Annotated in this window: 13 protein-coding genes and 1 other RNA gene; 6 read left to right on the top strand and 8 right to left on the bottom strand. The window is 52.9% G+C overall.

Annotated elements, in window-relative coordinates; all coding sequences use genetic code 11:
* Window positions 1-135: 135 nt before the first annotated feature.
* Entirely contained in the window at window positions 136-1,131 is a 996-nt protein-coding gene (locus CTATCC11996_RS25535; protein WP_138983857.1) for a hypothetical protein, read from the top strand.
* Window positions 1,132-1,166: 35 nt separating this feature from the next.
* Here the strand turns inward: CTATCC11996_RS25535 and CTATCC11996_RS13565 are convergent, their stop codons facing one another.
* The 3 genes from CTATCC11996_RS13565 to CTATCC11996_RS26275 all read right to left on the bottom strand — a co-directional run bounded on the left by CTATCC11996_RS13565 (window position 1,167) and on the right by CTATCC11996_RS26275 (window position 4,600).
* Window positions 1,167-2,498: a DUF3987 domain-containing protein gene (locus CTATCC11996_RS13565; protein WP_003077045.1), complete on the bottom strand. Its 1,332-nt coding sequence runs from the start codon at window positions 2,496-2,498 to the stop codon at window positions 1,167-1,169.
* Entirely contained in the window at window positions 2,495-3,709 is a 1,215-nt protein-coding gene (locus CTATCC11996_RS13560) for a YagK/YfjJ domain-containing protein (RefSeq protein WP_003077043.1), read from the bottom strand. The genes CTATCC11996_RS13565 and CTATCC11996_RS13560 overlap by 4 nt, the downstream gene beginning before the upstream one ends.
* A 198-nt stretch (window positions 3,710-3,907) precedes the next feature.
* Entirely contained in the window at window positions 3,908-4,600 is a 693-nt protein-coding gene (locus tag CTATCC11996_RS26275) for a helix-turn-helix transcriptional regulator (protein WP_003077041.1), read from the bottom strand.
* A 198-nt stretch (window positions 4,601-4,798) separates the two neighbouring features.
* Between CTATCC11996_RS26275 and CTATCC11996_RS13550 the strand changes: the two genes are divergently transcribed.
* The 5 genes from CTATCC11996_RS13550 (at window position 4,799) to CTATCC11996_RS13530 (ending at window position 9,739) form a co-directional block, all read left to right on the top strand.
* The gene (locus CTATCC11996_RS13550; RefSeq protein WP_003077039.1) at window positions 4,799-5,170 is read left to right on the top strand and encodes a glycine zipper 2TM domain-containing protein; all 372 of its coding nucleotides are present in this window, start codon (window positions 4,799-4,801) and stop codon (window positions 5,168-5,170) included.
* Between the two features lie 86 nt (window positions 5,171-5,256).
* The gene (locus CTATCC11996_RS13545) at window positions 5,257-6,249 is read left to right on the top strand and encodes a DUF932 domain-containing protein (protein WP_003077034.1); all 993 of its coding nucleotides are present in this window, start codon (window positions 5,257-5,259) and stop codon (window positions 6,247-6,249) included.
* A gap of 160 nt (window positions 6,250-6,409) precedes the next feature.
* On the top strand, window positions 6,410-7,471 hold the full coding sequence (locus CTATCC11996_RS13540; protein ID WP_003077032.1) for a YqaJ viral recombinase family nuclease: 1,062 nt from the start codon (window positions 6,410-6,412) through the stop codon (window positions 7,469-7,471).
* An 82-nt stretch (window positions 7,472-7,553) separates the two neighbouring features.
* Complete coding sequence (locus tag CTATCC11996_RS13535) at window positions 7,554-8,612, top strand: recombination directionality factor (protein ID WP_003077030.1); 1,059 nt, start codon at window positions 7,554-7,556, stop codon at window positions 8,610-8,612.
* 359 nt (window positions 8,613-8,971) lie between these two features.
* Entirely contained in the window at window positions 8,972-9,739 is a 768-nt protein-coding gene (locus tag CTATCC11996_RS13530; protein WP_003077027.1) for a hypothetical protein, read from the top strand.
* A gap of 48 nt (window positions 9,740-9,787) precedes the next feature.
* Here CTATCC11996_RS13530 and CTATCC11996_RS13525 read toward each other — a convergent pair whose 3' ends face one another.
* The 5 genes from CTATCC11996_RS13525 to ompA form a co-directional block, all read right to left on the bottom strand.
* Complete coding sequence (locus tag CTATCC11996_RS13525; protein ID WP_034349167.1) at window positions 9,788-11,038, bottom strand: tyrosine-type recombinase/integrase; 1,251 nt, start codon at window positions 11,036-11,038, stop codon at window positions 9,788-9,790.
* A gap of 218 nt (window positions 11,039-11,256) precedes the next feature.
* Window positions 11,257-11,633, bottom strand: a transfer-messenger RNA (tmRNA) gene (gene ssrA, locus CTATCC11996_RS25045).
* A gap of 19 nt (window positions 11,634-11,652) precedes the next feature.
* Complete coding sequence (locus CTATCC11996_RS13520; RefSeq protein WP_003077023.1) at window positions 11,653-12,312, bottom strand: HAD-IA family hydrolase; 660 nt, start codon at window positions 12,310-12,312, stop codon at window positions 11,653-11,655.
* 5 nt (window positions 12,313-12,317) lie between these two features.
* Window positions 12,318-13,031, bottom strand: a complete 714-nt coding sequence (gene ubiG, locus CTATCC11996_RS13515) for a bifunctional 2-polyprenyl-6-hydroxyphenol methylase/3-demethylubiquinol 3-O-methyltransferase UbiG (protein ID WP_003077022.1) — start codon at window positions 13,029-13,031, stop codon at window positions 12,318-12,320.
* Window positions 13,032-13,114: 83 nt separating this feature from the next.
* Complete coding sequence (ompA, locus tag CTATCC11996_RS13510; RefSeq protein ID WP_003077020.1) at window positions 13,115-13,759, bottom strand: outer membrane protein OmpA; 645 nt, start codon at window positions 13,757-13,759, stop codon at window positions 13,115-13,117.
* Window positions 13,760-13,981 lie beyond the last annotated feature (222 nt).

The following is a 13,981-nucleotide window of genomic DNA, read 5'->3' as shown; positions in this document are numbered from 1 at the left end:
CCACTCTACTGAGCTTTAAACCAAGTTAAGGACTTAAGATGTTCTGCAAGCCGATCACAGCACACTAGAAGTATATTTGAATAAAATCTTAAATATATTCAGAAAATTTTTTACAAAAACATTAGGTGAAATTAATTGGCAGTAATAAGACATCGAAGAATAGAAATTATCAACGACTTTGATAAAAGTAAAAATAACTATAAGCCACCAAACTTCATTTCATTATTCGAATTAAGCAGTCCAACATCTCTCAGAAAATTATTAAACGAATATATTAAAAAGCACTCAATTTCTGATCAAGAAGCAGTTTTTAAGATATTTATTTATTACTATTTTATTTGGAAATTATCCACAGAAGTTCTTCTCCACACGGAGGAAACCAGGGAGTCAACGGTAAAAAGATGGTGGGGAACAATAAATGAAAACACTAACCCTTTCAAGACAAAGTGCATATTAAACAAAGCAAACTTTGCATATGAAAAAAATCTACTTACAACCACACATCATTTATCACTCAAATCAACCTACTTCAGCTTATTATTTTTATGCGTGAAAATAGAGCGATTATGGACAATGTATATCACAGTTAATGATGAGTGCTTCGAAAAATTTATAAGAAACGAAATTCCTCATGATAAAAATATTTCTGAGGACTTAAAAAACTCTATAGGATATCTTTTTAGAAGACTCCTAATCACTTCCAAAAAATTACTCGAATTATCATCTCAGAAAAAAGGCATCCCAACAGATGAGCACATAAGAAGGCAAAGATCATCCAAAGCGGGTGCTGCACGAAACAGTGGAAGGCAGGATTTGATCAACGAATTCAAAAAATTATTTACTCAAATTGACCTGAATTTAAATACACCACTTAAAGACACCAACAAAAGCAATCTGAAAAATGGAAAAATCAAAAATTTTAAAAATCTCTATGATTGCTTCTACCTAGAATTTATCCAGCTAATAAGCGAATATCAAAAATCTGCTAAACAAAAGAATAAAAACTATGGATTAACACTTCAAGCAGATAATCTCGATACTAAATTTAAAGATTGGTCAAAAAGGGATGAAGATTTCAGAGTGTTAATTGATAAAATATACAACTCTGATATGCCAAGCAAAAAAAAATAGCGCCCCGTGGTAGGGCGCCATAAACATATCAAATATTAAAATTTATCCGACAAATTATTGGCAATTGTTGTGTTTTTTGGATTCATAGCTGCGATTGATGCGGCCGTCAAAATCACATTCTTGCGAGTATTCATCGGATAAAAGCCAACCTTGCCTTCCAGCTCCAGTTGGTCAAGAGCCAAGTCAAGTTGATCGGCCTTACGCAGACTCACAGGCGCACTACGGATTAACGTGTTGCGAGGCGTGGCTGTGGCGTTGTACTTGACTGCTCGGCGCATCAGATAGTCATAAAGCGCTTGTGCCAGCTCCTGCTGCAATGCCTCTTGCGGAAGCTTTCCGAAGCCCGCCCGGGCTTGGAGCAGATGCCATTGGACGATGTCAATCGCCGCCTGCATGGACTTGCACTCGATCATCTCCTGCGGGGCTGTGAACCATTGCAAGACCCCTGCCAAGCGCAGTGCCTGCTCTCCTGCACGGCGAACAAAGGGACGAATGCTGTGCCACATGCCGTCCCGCAACAGCATCTCCCACTCTTCAAGAGCCTTTTTCCATAGTTGTTCCGCATCAGCAGCAAGATACATCTTGCTGCGGGACTTGCCGTGCATGAAGATCTCCTTGTAGTCCCGCATCAGCACTTTGATACGCTCGTGAAACTCATGGTTGTGAGCATCCATGCTGCACAAGGGAAGTGGACCCACCACAGACATTGAAGCAAACGACATCAGCATCCGCGGCAAGAGCCCCGATTCGATCAAATAGGCTCCCTTGTCACCTTTCATCATGCGGCTGAAGGTCAAGTCCTGGACCAACATGCACAGTGCACCACGCGTATCAGCCACGTAGGTCAATCCACGGGTACGACTGAGGTGGCGAATAGGCGCAGCATCGAAACGCTTGCACAGCGCAGGCACATCCAGGTTGCGTGTCAGCATGCCCCCTTCATCCAAGGCATAGAACAAGGATTTGGCCCCCTTGGCGTAAAAATCGACCACGCCCTTCTCCGTAGCCTCCTCCAGCAAAAAGGGATGCGAGCCCCAATGACGGAAGCTCATCTCCGGATCAAGATAGCCCTCCATGCCCCGCTCGAACTCCTCCATACCGCGACAGGCCAACTTCAGCACCGTGGACTTGCGATCGCCAGACAAAGCGACGACACCAGTGAACAGACTGGTGGGCATGTCAGTGCCAAACGGGGTCAGGATGTCTGCCACGCCTTGCACAGCCGCCGAGGCGACGCTCAACACCACAGGGCCGACCAAGGCATCGTTGGCCTGCGTTGCATGCATCACGCAGTAGATGAAGTCACGCATCAGTGGCGGCAAAGACTCCGTCGGATAAAACAACAGGCATTCCTTCAAAACGCTCATGCCTTCTCTCCCTTTACCTTGCGGCCTCCTTGAGGGCCTCGTACCAGCTTGATATCAGCCTCTGTCATCGTTTTGTTTCTCTGGGGACCACGCTTCTTGCACGATTCATTACGAAGCTGAGTGCCTCCGAAGCTGTGCATATTTCCCGGCATACGCAGCTTGAGGAAGTAATCCACCTTGGTTAGATAGTCGGCATAGACACCTACGATTTCCCACAGCAGTGGATCGTCGTACTGAATCACACGCAATAAGGGCTCACCTGTAGACTGGATGGCATTGACGTTCCAGATGTAGGATTTCTCATTATCGATTACAGACTCCCACATCTCCGCTATGGCACGAGCTGTCCTGATGCGATACTGATGCTTGGAGCCATTCAGGCCAATCATCCAGTGCATATGCAGGCCACGCTGAGCACCAAACTCAATTTTCCAGAAATAAAAAGCCAGATCAGAGCCATAGCGCTTCTTGAGCAGCTTAAGCATGGCATCACGATATTCGTTCACCTCCATCAATCTATCCTCAAAATCTTTCTGATCTTTAAATGTTGCACGTAAGTCAGGAATTGAATGGCGTAGCCCCCAATCCAGCCGAATCAGCAGAATCTTTGAAAATTTCTTCCAGAATCTGCGGGTTACCCGCATCACCTGGCCATAGCGCTTTGTAGCATTTGTACGATAACTTTTTACAGCATCACGCATTCCTTTGTTCAAAAGCATTTTGCGCAATGCAAGTGCCAACTCATTGAATGCAGATTGAGCCAACTGCAACTCGCAATCGTTCAATGTCAGGAACTCCGGCATCCCCATCCCTAGCAAGACACAGTTCTCAGTACCTCTATCCTGGGAGCCTTTCTTCTGAAGAAAGGCACACGTGGTCTCGATGATTCCGGCAACCATCGGATTAACATCAAGGCAGCTCCAAACTCCCCTATCCTTTTCTTGCAGAAGCTGAGTGCCAACCTCATCAACCAAGGTGATAAGTGCACCCGCAAACTTCGGTATATATTTTGATTTTTTCAGCTTGTGATCATTACTCCCAAAAGGGTCCTTGTAGTTGTGCTTGATGAGATGCTGAATCAACTCATCAAGAGCACGCTTCATTCCTGGACCTTCAAAGCCAGGAAGATGATTTTCATCATCATCTTTCGCGTATTCCAGCAGAATGTTCTTCTGCACAACAGAGTTATGCATGACGTAGTGTGACTTCATAGGTAATCATTTATCGAATGGTTTTACTCTTTCTCTTTGATATATTTCTCTTATATATCTTAGTTACTAAGAAACCGAGTTTATTGATTGAATTTCGTTTATCCATCAGCGTTAAATATTCCGTACTCCACGAAGGATTAACCTTCATGGAGGGGTAAATTCACACGTGAGTGGTTCCGGGTATTTAGTACCCCTAAATCAGCAAGCTTGTTGCTTCTTCTTCAAGTGCTCGATGTAGTCATACACATCCGACAGCACCCATCCCACCGCCTTTGCGCCAAGGCGAATGGGCTTCGGAAACATGGGGTCGTAGTACTTGGATTTGGGATTGATGCGCAGATACACCGTGGAGCGAGAAATCCCTAGCGCCTTCAGAAGTTGGCGCAGGCGGAGGATGGTGTTCAGACGCATGGCATCGCTGCCTACTGTGGCAACGGTCTGAACCGCTTCCTCGTCGCAGAAAGGCGTACGGGAGACTTCTGCAGTCTGGGAGGCTTGGGAGTAAGCGAGCAAGGACATGCTCGCCTGAGATGCCTGTATAGGGTGGAAGCTGCGCTCCATCAGGCTCTTGGATTGAGGTGCGTAAGGGGTGTGGTTCATGGCAATCAGTTCGTGTTGAAGAGAACCGGATTGCAGCGGAACGACCAATTTCTTTCGAGCCGGTTGCTTGGCTACGAGAACAGACTCAAGCATCCATCTTGACTTTTCACTTAATTCACGGCAGTGATAAAAATCAACCATCGCATCCACTCGCAACCTCGTCATGCGAACCTGCGAAAGGTCGCCAACATTTAGTTCCCCCACATTGGAGAAATCGAGTGTTTCGGGCGCATGCGAAAGCTTCGCTTTTTGGCATGCGAAGCCGCATGTGATGCCAGGCTTGTGACGCATCACAAGCTGCGTGATATCGAGACAAACACCTCTCCGAGCTCTCCCAAAAAGCTGACTCTTTCAATCAACTTTTTTTCAACCACATATCACCGACCTGAGCAGACACCGGTCTGTCGTCCAGGTCATGGTGATGCGCCTGCCTCCCTCACGACAGGCGCTCCAGCACCTGGCTTCTTGTCTTTCTTCCAAGGAGCTTTGATGCCTTTTTCCTCTCTCCCTCCCAACTGCCCCCTGTGCCATAGCCCACGGGTCGTCTCCCGCAACTGGGCACGCAAGACTGCAGGCGCCATCGGCTGCGCCGCTGGTGCCACAGGTGGCTTTGTCGGCGCCCTGCGCGGTGCGCAGATTGGGATTGCCTCGGGCCTGATGACCGGCCCTGCGGGTTCGAGCATCGGCAGCATTGCGGGCGCGGTTTTGGGTGGCTTGGCCGGGACAGCCATTGGCTGCGAAGTCGGCACGTCGGTGGGCAAAACGATTGATGCCCGAATGCTGGACAACTTCAAGTGCCTGGAATGCAGGCATGTGTTTGCCCGTCAGGAATCGACCTCCGACTATGCCGATTCCGATTGAGCGATTCGCCCGGCTCAGTCCATTTTCCCTTTTATCCCTCATCTCCCTTTTTGGTTTTTCGCTTCTCTTATTGAAGGAGTTTTCTCATGGCACATCTCGTAGAAACCATGGCCTATACCGGCCAGACCCCTTGGCATGAACTGGGCCACGCCCTGCCAGCCAAACAAGGCATCGATGTCTGGGCGCAAGCGGCTGGCATGGATTGGCGTATCCAGGAGACTCCAGTGCGTTATCTGGCATCCAATAGTGAGTCAGGTTCTTCCGAGCTGTCCGGCCTGTATGCCGAGCCCAAGGAGTTCCCCGAGCAGAAGGTGCTGTACCGCAGCGATACGCAAGCGCCTCTGTCGGTGGTCGGCAGCCGCTACCAGGTGGTCCAGCCCCGTGAGGTGCTGGAGTTCTATCGGGACCTGACCGAAGTCGCCGGCTACGAGCTGGAAACGGCCGGAGTGCTCAAGGCCGGGCGCAAGTTCTGGGCCCTGGCCCGTACGGGCAAGTCAGCTGCCCTCAAGGGCAAGGATGTGGTCAACGGCTATTTGCTGCTGGCCACCTCCTGCGATGGGACTCTCGCCACGGTGGCGATGCCGACGACGGTGCGGGTGGTGTGCAACAACACGCTGACCATTGCGCTGCGCGATGGCGTGGGCGCCGTCAAGGTGCCGCACAGCACGGCTTTCGATGCCCAGGCGGTCAAGCGCCAGCTGGGTGTGGCCGTGGGCCAGTGGGACAGCTTCATGTACCGCATGAAGACCCTGGCCGAGCGCAAGATCAAGACCCATGAAGCGATGAACTATTTCCTCAAGGTGATCTGCAACACGGACCAGCATTCCGATCCCACGGTGGGCCTGACCAATGAGCGGGCCCTCAAGAAGGTGCAGATGCTCTACGAGGGCCACGGCCGGGGTGCCGAGATGCAGGCGGCCAAGGACACGGCCTGGGGCCTGCTGTGCGCCGTCACCGAGTTCGTCGACCACGAGAAACAGGCCCGCAGCCAGGACAACCGCCTGGACAGTGCCTGGTTCGGCCAGGGGGCAGTGATCAAGCAGCGGGCCCTGGACCATGCGCTGCAACTGGTGGCCTGATCCAGTGGTCTGATCGTGCTTGATCGCTGGCTTTCTTGTCCGTCATTGGACGCCCCCCTTCTCTTCTTTCCACCCCTTTTTCCACCACTCTTCTCACCCCCACGAGCTACCTTTTGAGGTGGCTTTTTTATGCCCGCAATTGGCGGGCCAGGAGATTTCGATGTCTGTGCATGTTCTCAAGAATGGCAATCTGGATGCTGGCTCTACAGCCCCTCACGCTGCCTCCAACAACGCTCCACGCACGCCCCGCAAGGGCGCTGCTTTGCGCCTAGTCTCCACCATAGACCTGGAGCGAGATGGTTGGCTGGAGGTGCGCCGTACCGGCATTGGCAGCTCCGATGCAGCTGCAGCGATTGGCCTCAACCCCTACCAGTCCCAGCTGGAGTTGTGGATGCAAAAGACGGGCAAGGGTGATCTGCTGCCAGTCGCCGATCCCAATGATGACACCAGCCCCATGTTCTGGGGAACGATGCTGGAGCCCATTGTGGCGGCTCACTACACCAAGCGCACAGGCAACAAGGTACGCCGAGTGAATGCGGTTTTGCAGCACTCTGAGCATCCTTGGATGCTGGCCAATGTGGATCGTGAAGTGGTCGGCTCTTCGGAGGTGCAGCTACTGGAATGCAAAACTGCAGGTATCCATGGTGCCCGCCTGTGGCGCGATGGCGTGCCGGAGTATGTGCAACTGCAGGTGATGCACCAGTTGGCCGTGACTGGCCATCGTGCTGCTGATGTAGCGGTGCTGATTGGTGGTCAGGAGCTACGTATTTTTAGGGTTGAGCGTGATGAGGCCTTGATTGCCCGACTGATCGAGATGGAACACGCCTTCTGGCAAATGGTGGAGAGCAAAACGCCGCCTGCTGGCGATGGATCGGACAGTGCAGAAAAATCCTTGCGTAGCCTCTATCCAAACAGTGCAGGCGATGACGTAGACATGAGTGATGACCCAGAACTCAATGCCACGTTTGAAGCCTTGCTGTTGGCCCGAGAGCAACTCGATGCTGCACAGAAGCATGAAGCACGCCTGCGCCAAGCCATTCAGATCCACATGGGGGAAGCAGGCAAAGCAACGTTTGCCTGCGGCGGCAGCGTGACATGGCGGCGCAGCAAGGATAGTCAAGTGTTCAATACGGCGCAGTTCAACAAAGACCATCCAGAGCTGGCCAAGGCCTATATGTCCACGCGGGCTGGCGCTCGGCGATTTTTCGTCAATGAAACGTGAGCGGTGACTCACGGCCCTCTTTCACCCCTACCCTCTGCTCTCTGCGGTTCACAGCCCCAGAGAGCTTTTTTTGGAGCAAAACATGATCAAAGGTTTGATGATCACCCCGCCTGTGATTGGCAGGATTTCGATTGGCAAGGTGGTGGAGAAGAACGGCAAGCGTCTGCCAGAAAAGGACGATGAGTTCACCATCACCACGCAGGTGCAGCAGCGGGGCCAGTGGGTGCTACACCCTTTGGATGAGGCTTTGCGCCAGAGCCAAGCACCTGGTCAAGTTTCCGGCGGCATAAAAGAAGGCCAGCAGCCTTCCGATGCAGAAAGTGAAAGTGACACAGACCAAGCCCCTGCTCGGCAAGGCAAACGCTCGCTCAAAGACAAGATGGGTGTGGCAGATACGCCAACGGCTGCACCGAGCACGGCAAGGCGCAAGCTGCGCAGCATCCCAGTGCGGGTGCTGTTCAACGATCCAGATTTGAACCTCCGAGCTGATTACTGCATGTTTGATCGCAGCACAGCTCGCCCGCTGTGCGTGGGCAATGGCGAGAGCTGCAAGCGCGTGACAGATAAAGGTCTGGAGGAGTTGGCCTGCCCGGGTCCCGATGCGTGTCGATTTGGCATGGGCCATTGCAAGCCCTATGGCCGCTTGAATGTGAGTATTGGCGACAGCGATGAGCTGGGCAGCTTTGTGTTTCGCACCACGGGCTTCAACAGCATTCGCACTCTGGCAGCACGGCTGCAGTACTTCGCTGCAGTCTCTGGCGGGCACCTGGCCTGCATGCCCCTGGAGCTCAAGCTGCGGGGTAAGTCCACCACGCAGTCGCATCGATCGGCCATTTATTACGCGGACTTGGTGGTGCGTTCTGGTGCTTCTTTGAACGAGGCGATTGGGCAAGCTCACACCTTGGCGGCTGAGCGCTTGTCAGCTGGGTTTGATCAGTCTGCCTTGGACGGGGCCGCACGACAGGGCTTTGCCAATGGCAACTTTGAAGATGCACCCGATGAGGTGGTTGAGATTGTGGAGGAGTTTTATACCGAAGAAAGCGACATATCCACCGCCCCTACTACAGCTGCAGCCAATGAGCACTGGCCCCCTATCACCCAGGCCAGACAGCGAAATGGTACGCAAAGTCCGTATCCGTAAAAGCAGTGGCTGTTGTGGCCGTAGTACTTGAAGCAGTGTTTCTAAACACCGTGATCGCTATCACCGTGTGCTTTTGCACTGTGGCCAAGCATGCTACGAATCGTAACCATTGCGTCCTATGGCAAGCAAACCAATGACCAATGCAGACCGATCTCCAGTGCTCAAGGCATTTGGGCAGGCCGTGCGTGAGTGCCGAAGCGCGCGAGGGTTTTCTCAGGAAGGTTTTGCGCATTACTGCGGCTTGGACACCGCACTACCTGCAAGGCATCAATCGGCAATCACCCTAAAGCACACACCTACGCTTCCTTGGAGGCAGGTCCAAATTTCCAATTCGTTATCTAGACCGAAGAGAGGGATATATGAAAAAGCTACTACTACTTTGCTCAGCCTTGGCCTTGGCTGGCTGCAACTCTTCGCCCAGCACAAGTGATGTTGAAAAATTTCTCGAACCCAAATTCGCCAGTTGCCAGAACATAGAAGTAGTTGACATCAAAAAGACCAACGGCTACGAGGAGGACGGCTACTACCGAGTGGAATACAACTATGGCATTACGCTCAAGGACGCAAGCAAACTCCAAGCAATGAAACAGATCTGGGAGACAGAGAAAGCGGCAAGCCAACTACACCAAGAAGAGTCAAAGCAACATTACGGCGAAGTAGAGGCACTGAAAGAGGAAATCTTGGCACTGGAACGGGAGTTTGATCGCAATGTGCCATCGCCTAGGCAAAATGCGTTCTCCACAACAGGTCATTCTTTCTACCTGACACCTGATCAACAAGCGGCCTATGAGGCAGCTATCGAAAGCCGCAATCAACAACGCCCAGCCATCATCTTTCAAAAACAGGAGCAACTCGAAGCTCTGAAAGCTGCATGGTCTGCAGAGCTTTCAAATACACAGCGCCCAGAACTCCTGACCAATGAAGGATCTGCAGTCTACAAGTTCTATCGCCAAGGCTGCCCTAGTACTTCGTACAAATTCACAGAAAGCATGTTGCAAGGCCAGGCACAAGCTGCCAACCAAACCGATGACCCCAGCCACTGGTTTGAAGCACGCGAGATTCAGATGAAGGGCTCCGTGACGATGCGCAAGACCGAAAACGGTTGGCGAGCACTCAGCGCAAGTTAACGCAGCTACCCATAACACACAAGCCAGCGCCCTATGCGCTGGCTTGTGTCACATAACTTTGATTTTTTGTGGAAAATCGATCACGGCAGCACCCTCACGCAAGCGATCCAAGTAATCAGCCCACTGTTGAACCTGTTCGAAGCGCTTTGCCAAGTACTTCGTACGGTTATAGCTGCGTCCATTGGCATCCTTGACGGCATGCGCCAGATTAGCCTCAATCGCCAGCGGATCAAGGTCTAGCTGATCGACCAACATGGTTCTGGCACTCGCACGAAAGCCGTGCCAGCTTTGCTCATCGCCAAACCCCAGGCTGTAGAGAGCTGTACGCACAGAGTTATCGGACATAGGACGGTCATGGTCACGTTGACCAGGGAACACATATCGTCCACGGCCACTAAGCGGCAGCAATTCACGCAGCATCGCCACAGCTTGCTTTGGCAGCGGCACCACATGCGGCTCCCCATTTTCCTTTTCCTGTACCGTGCGCTTCATCTTGACGCTGGGGATGGTCCAAAGCGAAGCATCAAGATCCAATTCACCCCACTCCATCATCCGAAGATTGCCAGGGCGCTGGTAAAGCAATGGGGCAAGCAAAAGCGCAGTGCGCACAAAGGGGCCACCCTTATAGGCGTACATGGCACGCAGAAGTTCCCCGAAGCGCTGGGGCTCCACAATGGCAGGAAAGTTCGTGCCTCGATATGGTGTCAATCGAGCTTTCAGACCTTCGGTGATGTCACGCTGAGTATTGCTGGCAGTTGGCAACCAGTAGCGCCAGACCTGCCGCGCCAACATCAGTGCGCGGTCAGCGGTCTCCACAGCCCCACGCGCCTCCACTTTCTGCAGCACCGCGAGTAATTCCATGGGCTGAATCTGCGTCATTTCCCGATCACCAATCCACGGGAACAAGTCGCGCTCCAGTTGACGATGCATTCGCTCCGCGTGACCAGGACTCCAGCGTGGCACCTGCTTGCCATACCACTCCAGCGCCACAGCTTTAAATGTGTCAGCAACACCCGTTGGGTTGACCAACTTTTCCAGCTTACGTGCATTGGCCGGATCAACGCCTTCTGACTTCTGCAGCCGAGCGACATCCCTGGCCTTCCGAGCAGCTGTCAAGCTAACCTCCGGATAGCTGCCAAGCGCCAGACGCTTTTCTTTGCCGTCTTTTCGATACTTCCAGAACCAGCGCCGAGACCCTGCAGGACTGACCTCAAGGTACAGGCCACCTGCATCGGAAAAACGCTCTCGCTTTGCGCCGGGGGAACAGACTGCATTTCGGCACTGTGCATCAGTCAACATAGGGGGAACAAATCCTCTCAAAAAGACCTCCCCCAGAGGGGAAAGGGGGAACAATAGTGGGTAAATTTACCATTACCCCCACCTGTTCCCCCAACTGTTCCCCATGTATGCATTAGCAGCAGTGAAATCACTTAAGACATAAAAAGACGATAAGTTGTTGATTTACAAAAAGAAAAAGGGGTTCAATGAACTTCATTGAACCCCTTTGGATGGGTGAATGGTGGAGCTGGCGGGAATTGAACCCGCGTCCGTAAGCCTTCGCCGGACAGATCTACATGTTTAGTGCTCTGTTTTAAATCTCGCCACCCAAACCCCGCAGGCACACGCTGCTTGGGTAGCCAGCTTCCTAAAATCTCGCCAAATACCAAGAAGCCCGGTATCCAGCCAGCTAATGAAAATTCCCTTGCAGCCGGGAGGTATTGCTACCCCCTTGCCCAGCCCACTAGCGTGCTGTTGCAAGGCTCACCGGATTAAGCGGCGAGTGCGAAACGTTCGTCGTTTGCAGTTAGTTTTTTGAATGGAGATTTACGAGCGTCACTCAAGCTCGACATGCACCGCACCGGTCCCGAACCCACGTCGAAACCAGGACAGCCCCTTAGTTGCCTATTCTAGCCTCATCCCAGCAACTTCAACAGCTCAAGTGGTGAATTGATATGCGCATCGGCACCCCAATGAACCGTATCTGCTGTCGCACCCAGGTAGCCATAGCGTGCAGCTACAGTTTTCATGCCCGCTGCTGCACCCGCCTGGATATCGCGCTCATCATCTCCGACATAGATGCAATGCTCGGGAGCAATCTGCATGCGTCGCGCGGCTTCAAACAGAGGCTCGGGGTGCGGCTTGGAATGCGGCGTCGTGTCCCCGCTCACCACGGCCGCAGCCTGAGCAAACAAGGGCATCTGACGGGTCAACGGGTCAGTGAAGCGCATGGACTTGTTGGTCACAACCCCCCACAACAACGGGCCAGCCTCCAATGCCTGGATCAGCTCCGGTACGCCCTCAAAAGCATAGGTGCGCTCGGTCATGCATTGCTCGTAATTGCGAAAGAACTCCTCGCGCATTTCCGCAAATCCTGCAGACTCTGGCGTCATACCGAACGCAATACCCAGCATTCCACGAGCCCCAGCCCCGGCCATATGGCGGTAGGCATGGAGCGGCAGCGACGGCATGCCGCGATCCACACGCATCTTGTCCGCTGCAGCACCCAGATCAGGAGCGCTGTCGATCAAAGTGCCATCCAGATCAAAAAGAACGGCTCTAACGTGCTTCCACATGGCTGTCACTCCTGAGGGCGGCGTGTTGCCAGCATGTAATTGACCGAGGTGTCATTGCTGAGCCAATAGCGGCCCGAGATTGGGTTGTGCTCCATGCCTTTGCTGCCTTGCACATCCAGGCCGGCTTCGCGCACAAAGCGAGCCAACTCGCTGGGGCGCAGCAACTTGGCGTACTCATGAGTGCCTTTGGGAATCATCTTGAGCATGTATTCGGCAGCCACGATCGCCAGCGCAAAAGCCTTGGCATTGCGATTGATGGTGGAAAAAAACACCCAGCCGCCAGGCTTGACCAGCTGTGCACATGCCCGCACGATGGACGCAGGATCGGGCACATGCTCCAGCATTTCCATACAGGTCACCACATCAAAACTGGCCGGCTGCTCCTGCGCCAGCTGCTCGACACTGACCTCATGGTATTGAATATTGGGCGTTCCCGCCTCCAGAGCATGCAACTGCGCGACGCGCAAAGCCTTGGTTGCCAGATCGATACCCACCACCTTGGCACCTTTGCGCGCCATGGAGTCCGCCAAAATGCCTCCGCCACAGCCCACATCCAGAACACGCTGGTTCGCCAGGGGCGCCTGGGCGTTGATCCAGTCCAGTCTCAGGGGGTTGATCTGATGCAGTGGCTTGAATTCACTCTCGGGATCCCACCAGCGATGGGCCAGGCTGGAGAATTTTTCCAGTTCTGCCGGGTCGGCATTGATAGTGTTGCTCATGGTGCAATTGTCCGCGATTACCGCGATGGATCAGGCATAAAAAAAGCCCCGTTACCGGGGCTTTTTGTGTAGCAATCGAAAGATTACTGAGCAGCCTTGGTGCCCACAACTTCGATTTCCACGCGACGGTTTTGAGCGCGACCAGCAGCAGTCTTGTTGTCTGCCACGGGTTGCTTCTTGCCCTTGCCTTCGGTGTACACGCGGCTCTTTTCGATGCCCTTGGACACCAGATAAGCCTTCACAGCTTCAGCGCGACGCACCGACAGCTTCTGGTTGTAAGCATCGGAACCGATGGAGTCGGTGTGACCCACGGCGATGATGACTTCCAGGTTGATGTCCTTGATCTTGCCGGTCAGGTCATCCAGCTTAGCCTTGCCTGCGGGCTTCAGCACGGACTTGTCGAAGTCGAAGAAAGCGTCAGCAGAGTAGGTAACCTTAGATGCCACTGCAGGCTGGGGAGCCACAGGAGCGGGAGGCACAACGGCGGGAGCGGGAGCAGCAACCTGGGCCTTCAGAGCACCGTCGCAATCAACAGCGGCAGTAGCAGGAGTCCAGTTGGCATCGCGCCAGCACAGTTCGTTCGTGCCGTTCTTCCACACCAGTTCGCTGGTGCCGTTTTGCCAGTTGTCGATAGTCTTGCCACCGTCAGCAGCCTTCACTTGTGCGCCAGCGGCTGTCACGAGGGCAGCAGAGGCAAACAACATCGCCACTTTGTTCAGTTTCTTCATGGTTCTCCTCTTGGGGAAAAAGCCGCAGCAGGGCTGCGAATCTGTGGACGTCATCAGTGACCATCACCAAAAACGTTGAAATGATTGTGCCATACGTAACATGCAAGAGTGTTGTCAACTAGGCACCAACAAGTAGGACAGCTATGTAATTCCTCAGTTATGTTGCTCTGCTGCCACACGCCATTCGACCTAAAATGGCTGTTTTCCAGCCGTCAAAGTATC

The sequence above is a fragment of the Comamonas testosteroni ATCC 11996 genome (genome assembly GCF_000241525.1).
In the GTDB taxonomy this organism is placed as follows: Bacteria; Pseudomonadota; Gammaproteobacteria; order Burkholderiales; family Burkholderiaceae_C; genus Comamonas; species Comamonas testosteroni.
The sequence above is the reverse complement of the archived record's forward strand: the minus strand, read 5'-3'. Positions and strand labels throughout refer to the sequence as shown.

Excerpts from the sequence above, each read along its gene's own strand:
- CTATCC11996_RS13550 (WP_003077039.1), top strand. The coding sequence starts at position 4,799 with ATGCCTTTTTCCTCTCTCCCTCCCAACTGCCCCCTGTGCCATAGCCCA.
- CTATCC11996_RS13540 (WP_003077032.1), top strand. The coding sequence starts at position 6,410 with ATGTCTGTGCATGTTCTCAAGAATGGCAATCTGGATGCTGGCTCTACA.
- ubiG (WP_003077022.1), bottom strand. The coding sequence starts at position 13,031 with ATGAGCAACACTATCAATGCCGACCCGGCAGAACTGGAAAAATTCTCC.
- CTATCC11996_RS13530 (WP_003077027.1), top strand. The coding sequence starts at position 8,972 with ATGAAAAAGCTACTACTACTTTGCTCAGCCTTGGCCTTGGCTGGCTGC.
- CTATCC11996_RS13565 (WP_003077045.1), bottom strand. The coding sequence starts at position 2,498 with ATGAGCGTTTTGAAGGAATGCCTGTTGTTTTATCCGACGGAGTCTTTG.
- ompA (WP_003077020.1), bottom strand. The coding sequence starts at position 13,759 with ATGAAGAAACTGAACAAAGTGGCGATGTTGTTTGCCTCTGCTGCCCTC.
- CTATCC11996_RS13545 (WP_003077034.1), top strand. The coding sequence starts at position 5,257 with ATGGCACATCTCGTAGAAACCATGGCCTATACCGGCCAGACCCCTTGG.
- CTATCC11996_RS13525 (WP_034349167.1), bottom strand. The coding sequence starts at position 11,038 with ATGTTGACTGATGCACAGTGCCGAAATGCAGTCTGTTCCCCCGGCGCA.
- CTATCC11996_RS13520 (WP_003077023.1), bottom strand. The coding sequence starts at position 12,312 with ATGTGGAAGCACGTTAGAGCCGTTCTTTTTGATCTGGATGGCACTTTG.
- CTATCC11996_RS13560 (WP_003077043.1), bottom strand. The coding sequence starts at position 3,709 with ATGAAGTCACACTACGTCATGCATAACTCTGTTGTGCAGAAGAACATT.
- CTATCC11996_RS13535 (WP_003077030.1), top strand. The coding sequence starts at position 7,554 with ATGATCAAAGGTTTGATGATCACCCCGCCTGTGATTGGCAGGATTTCG.
- CTATCC11996_RS26275 (WP_003077041.1), bottom strand. The coding sequence starts at position 4,600 with ATGCGTCACAAGCCTGGCATCACATGCGGCTTCGCATGCCAAAAAGCG.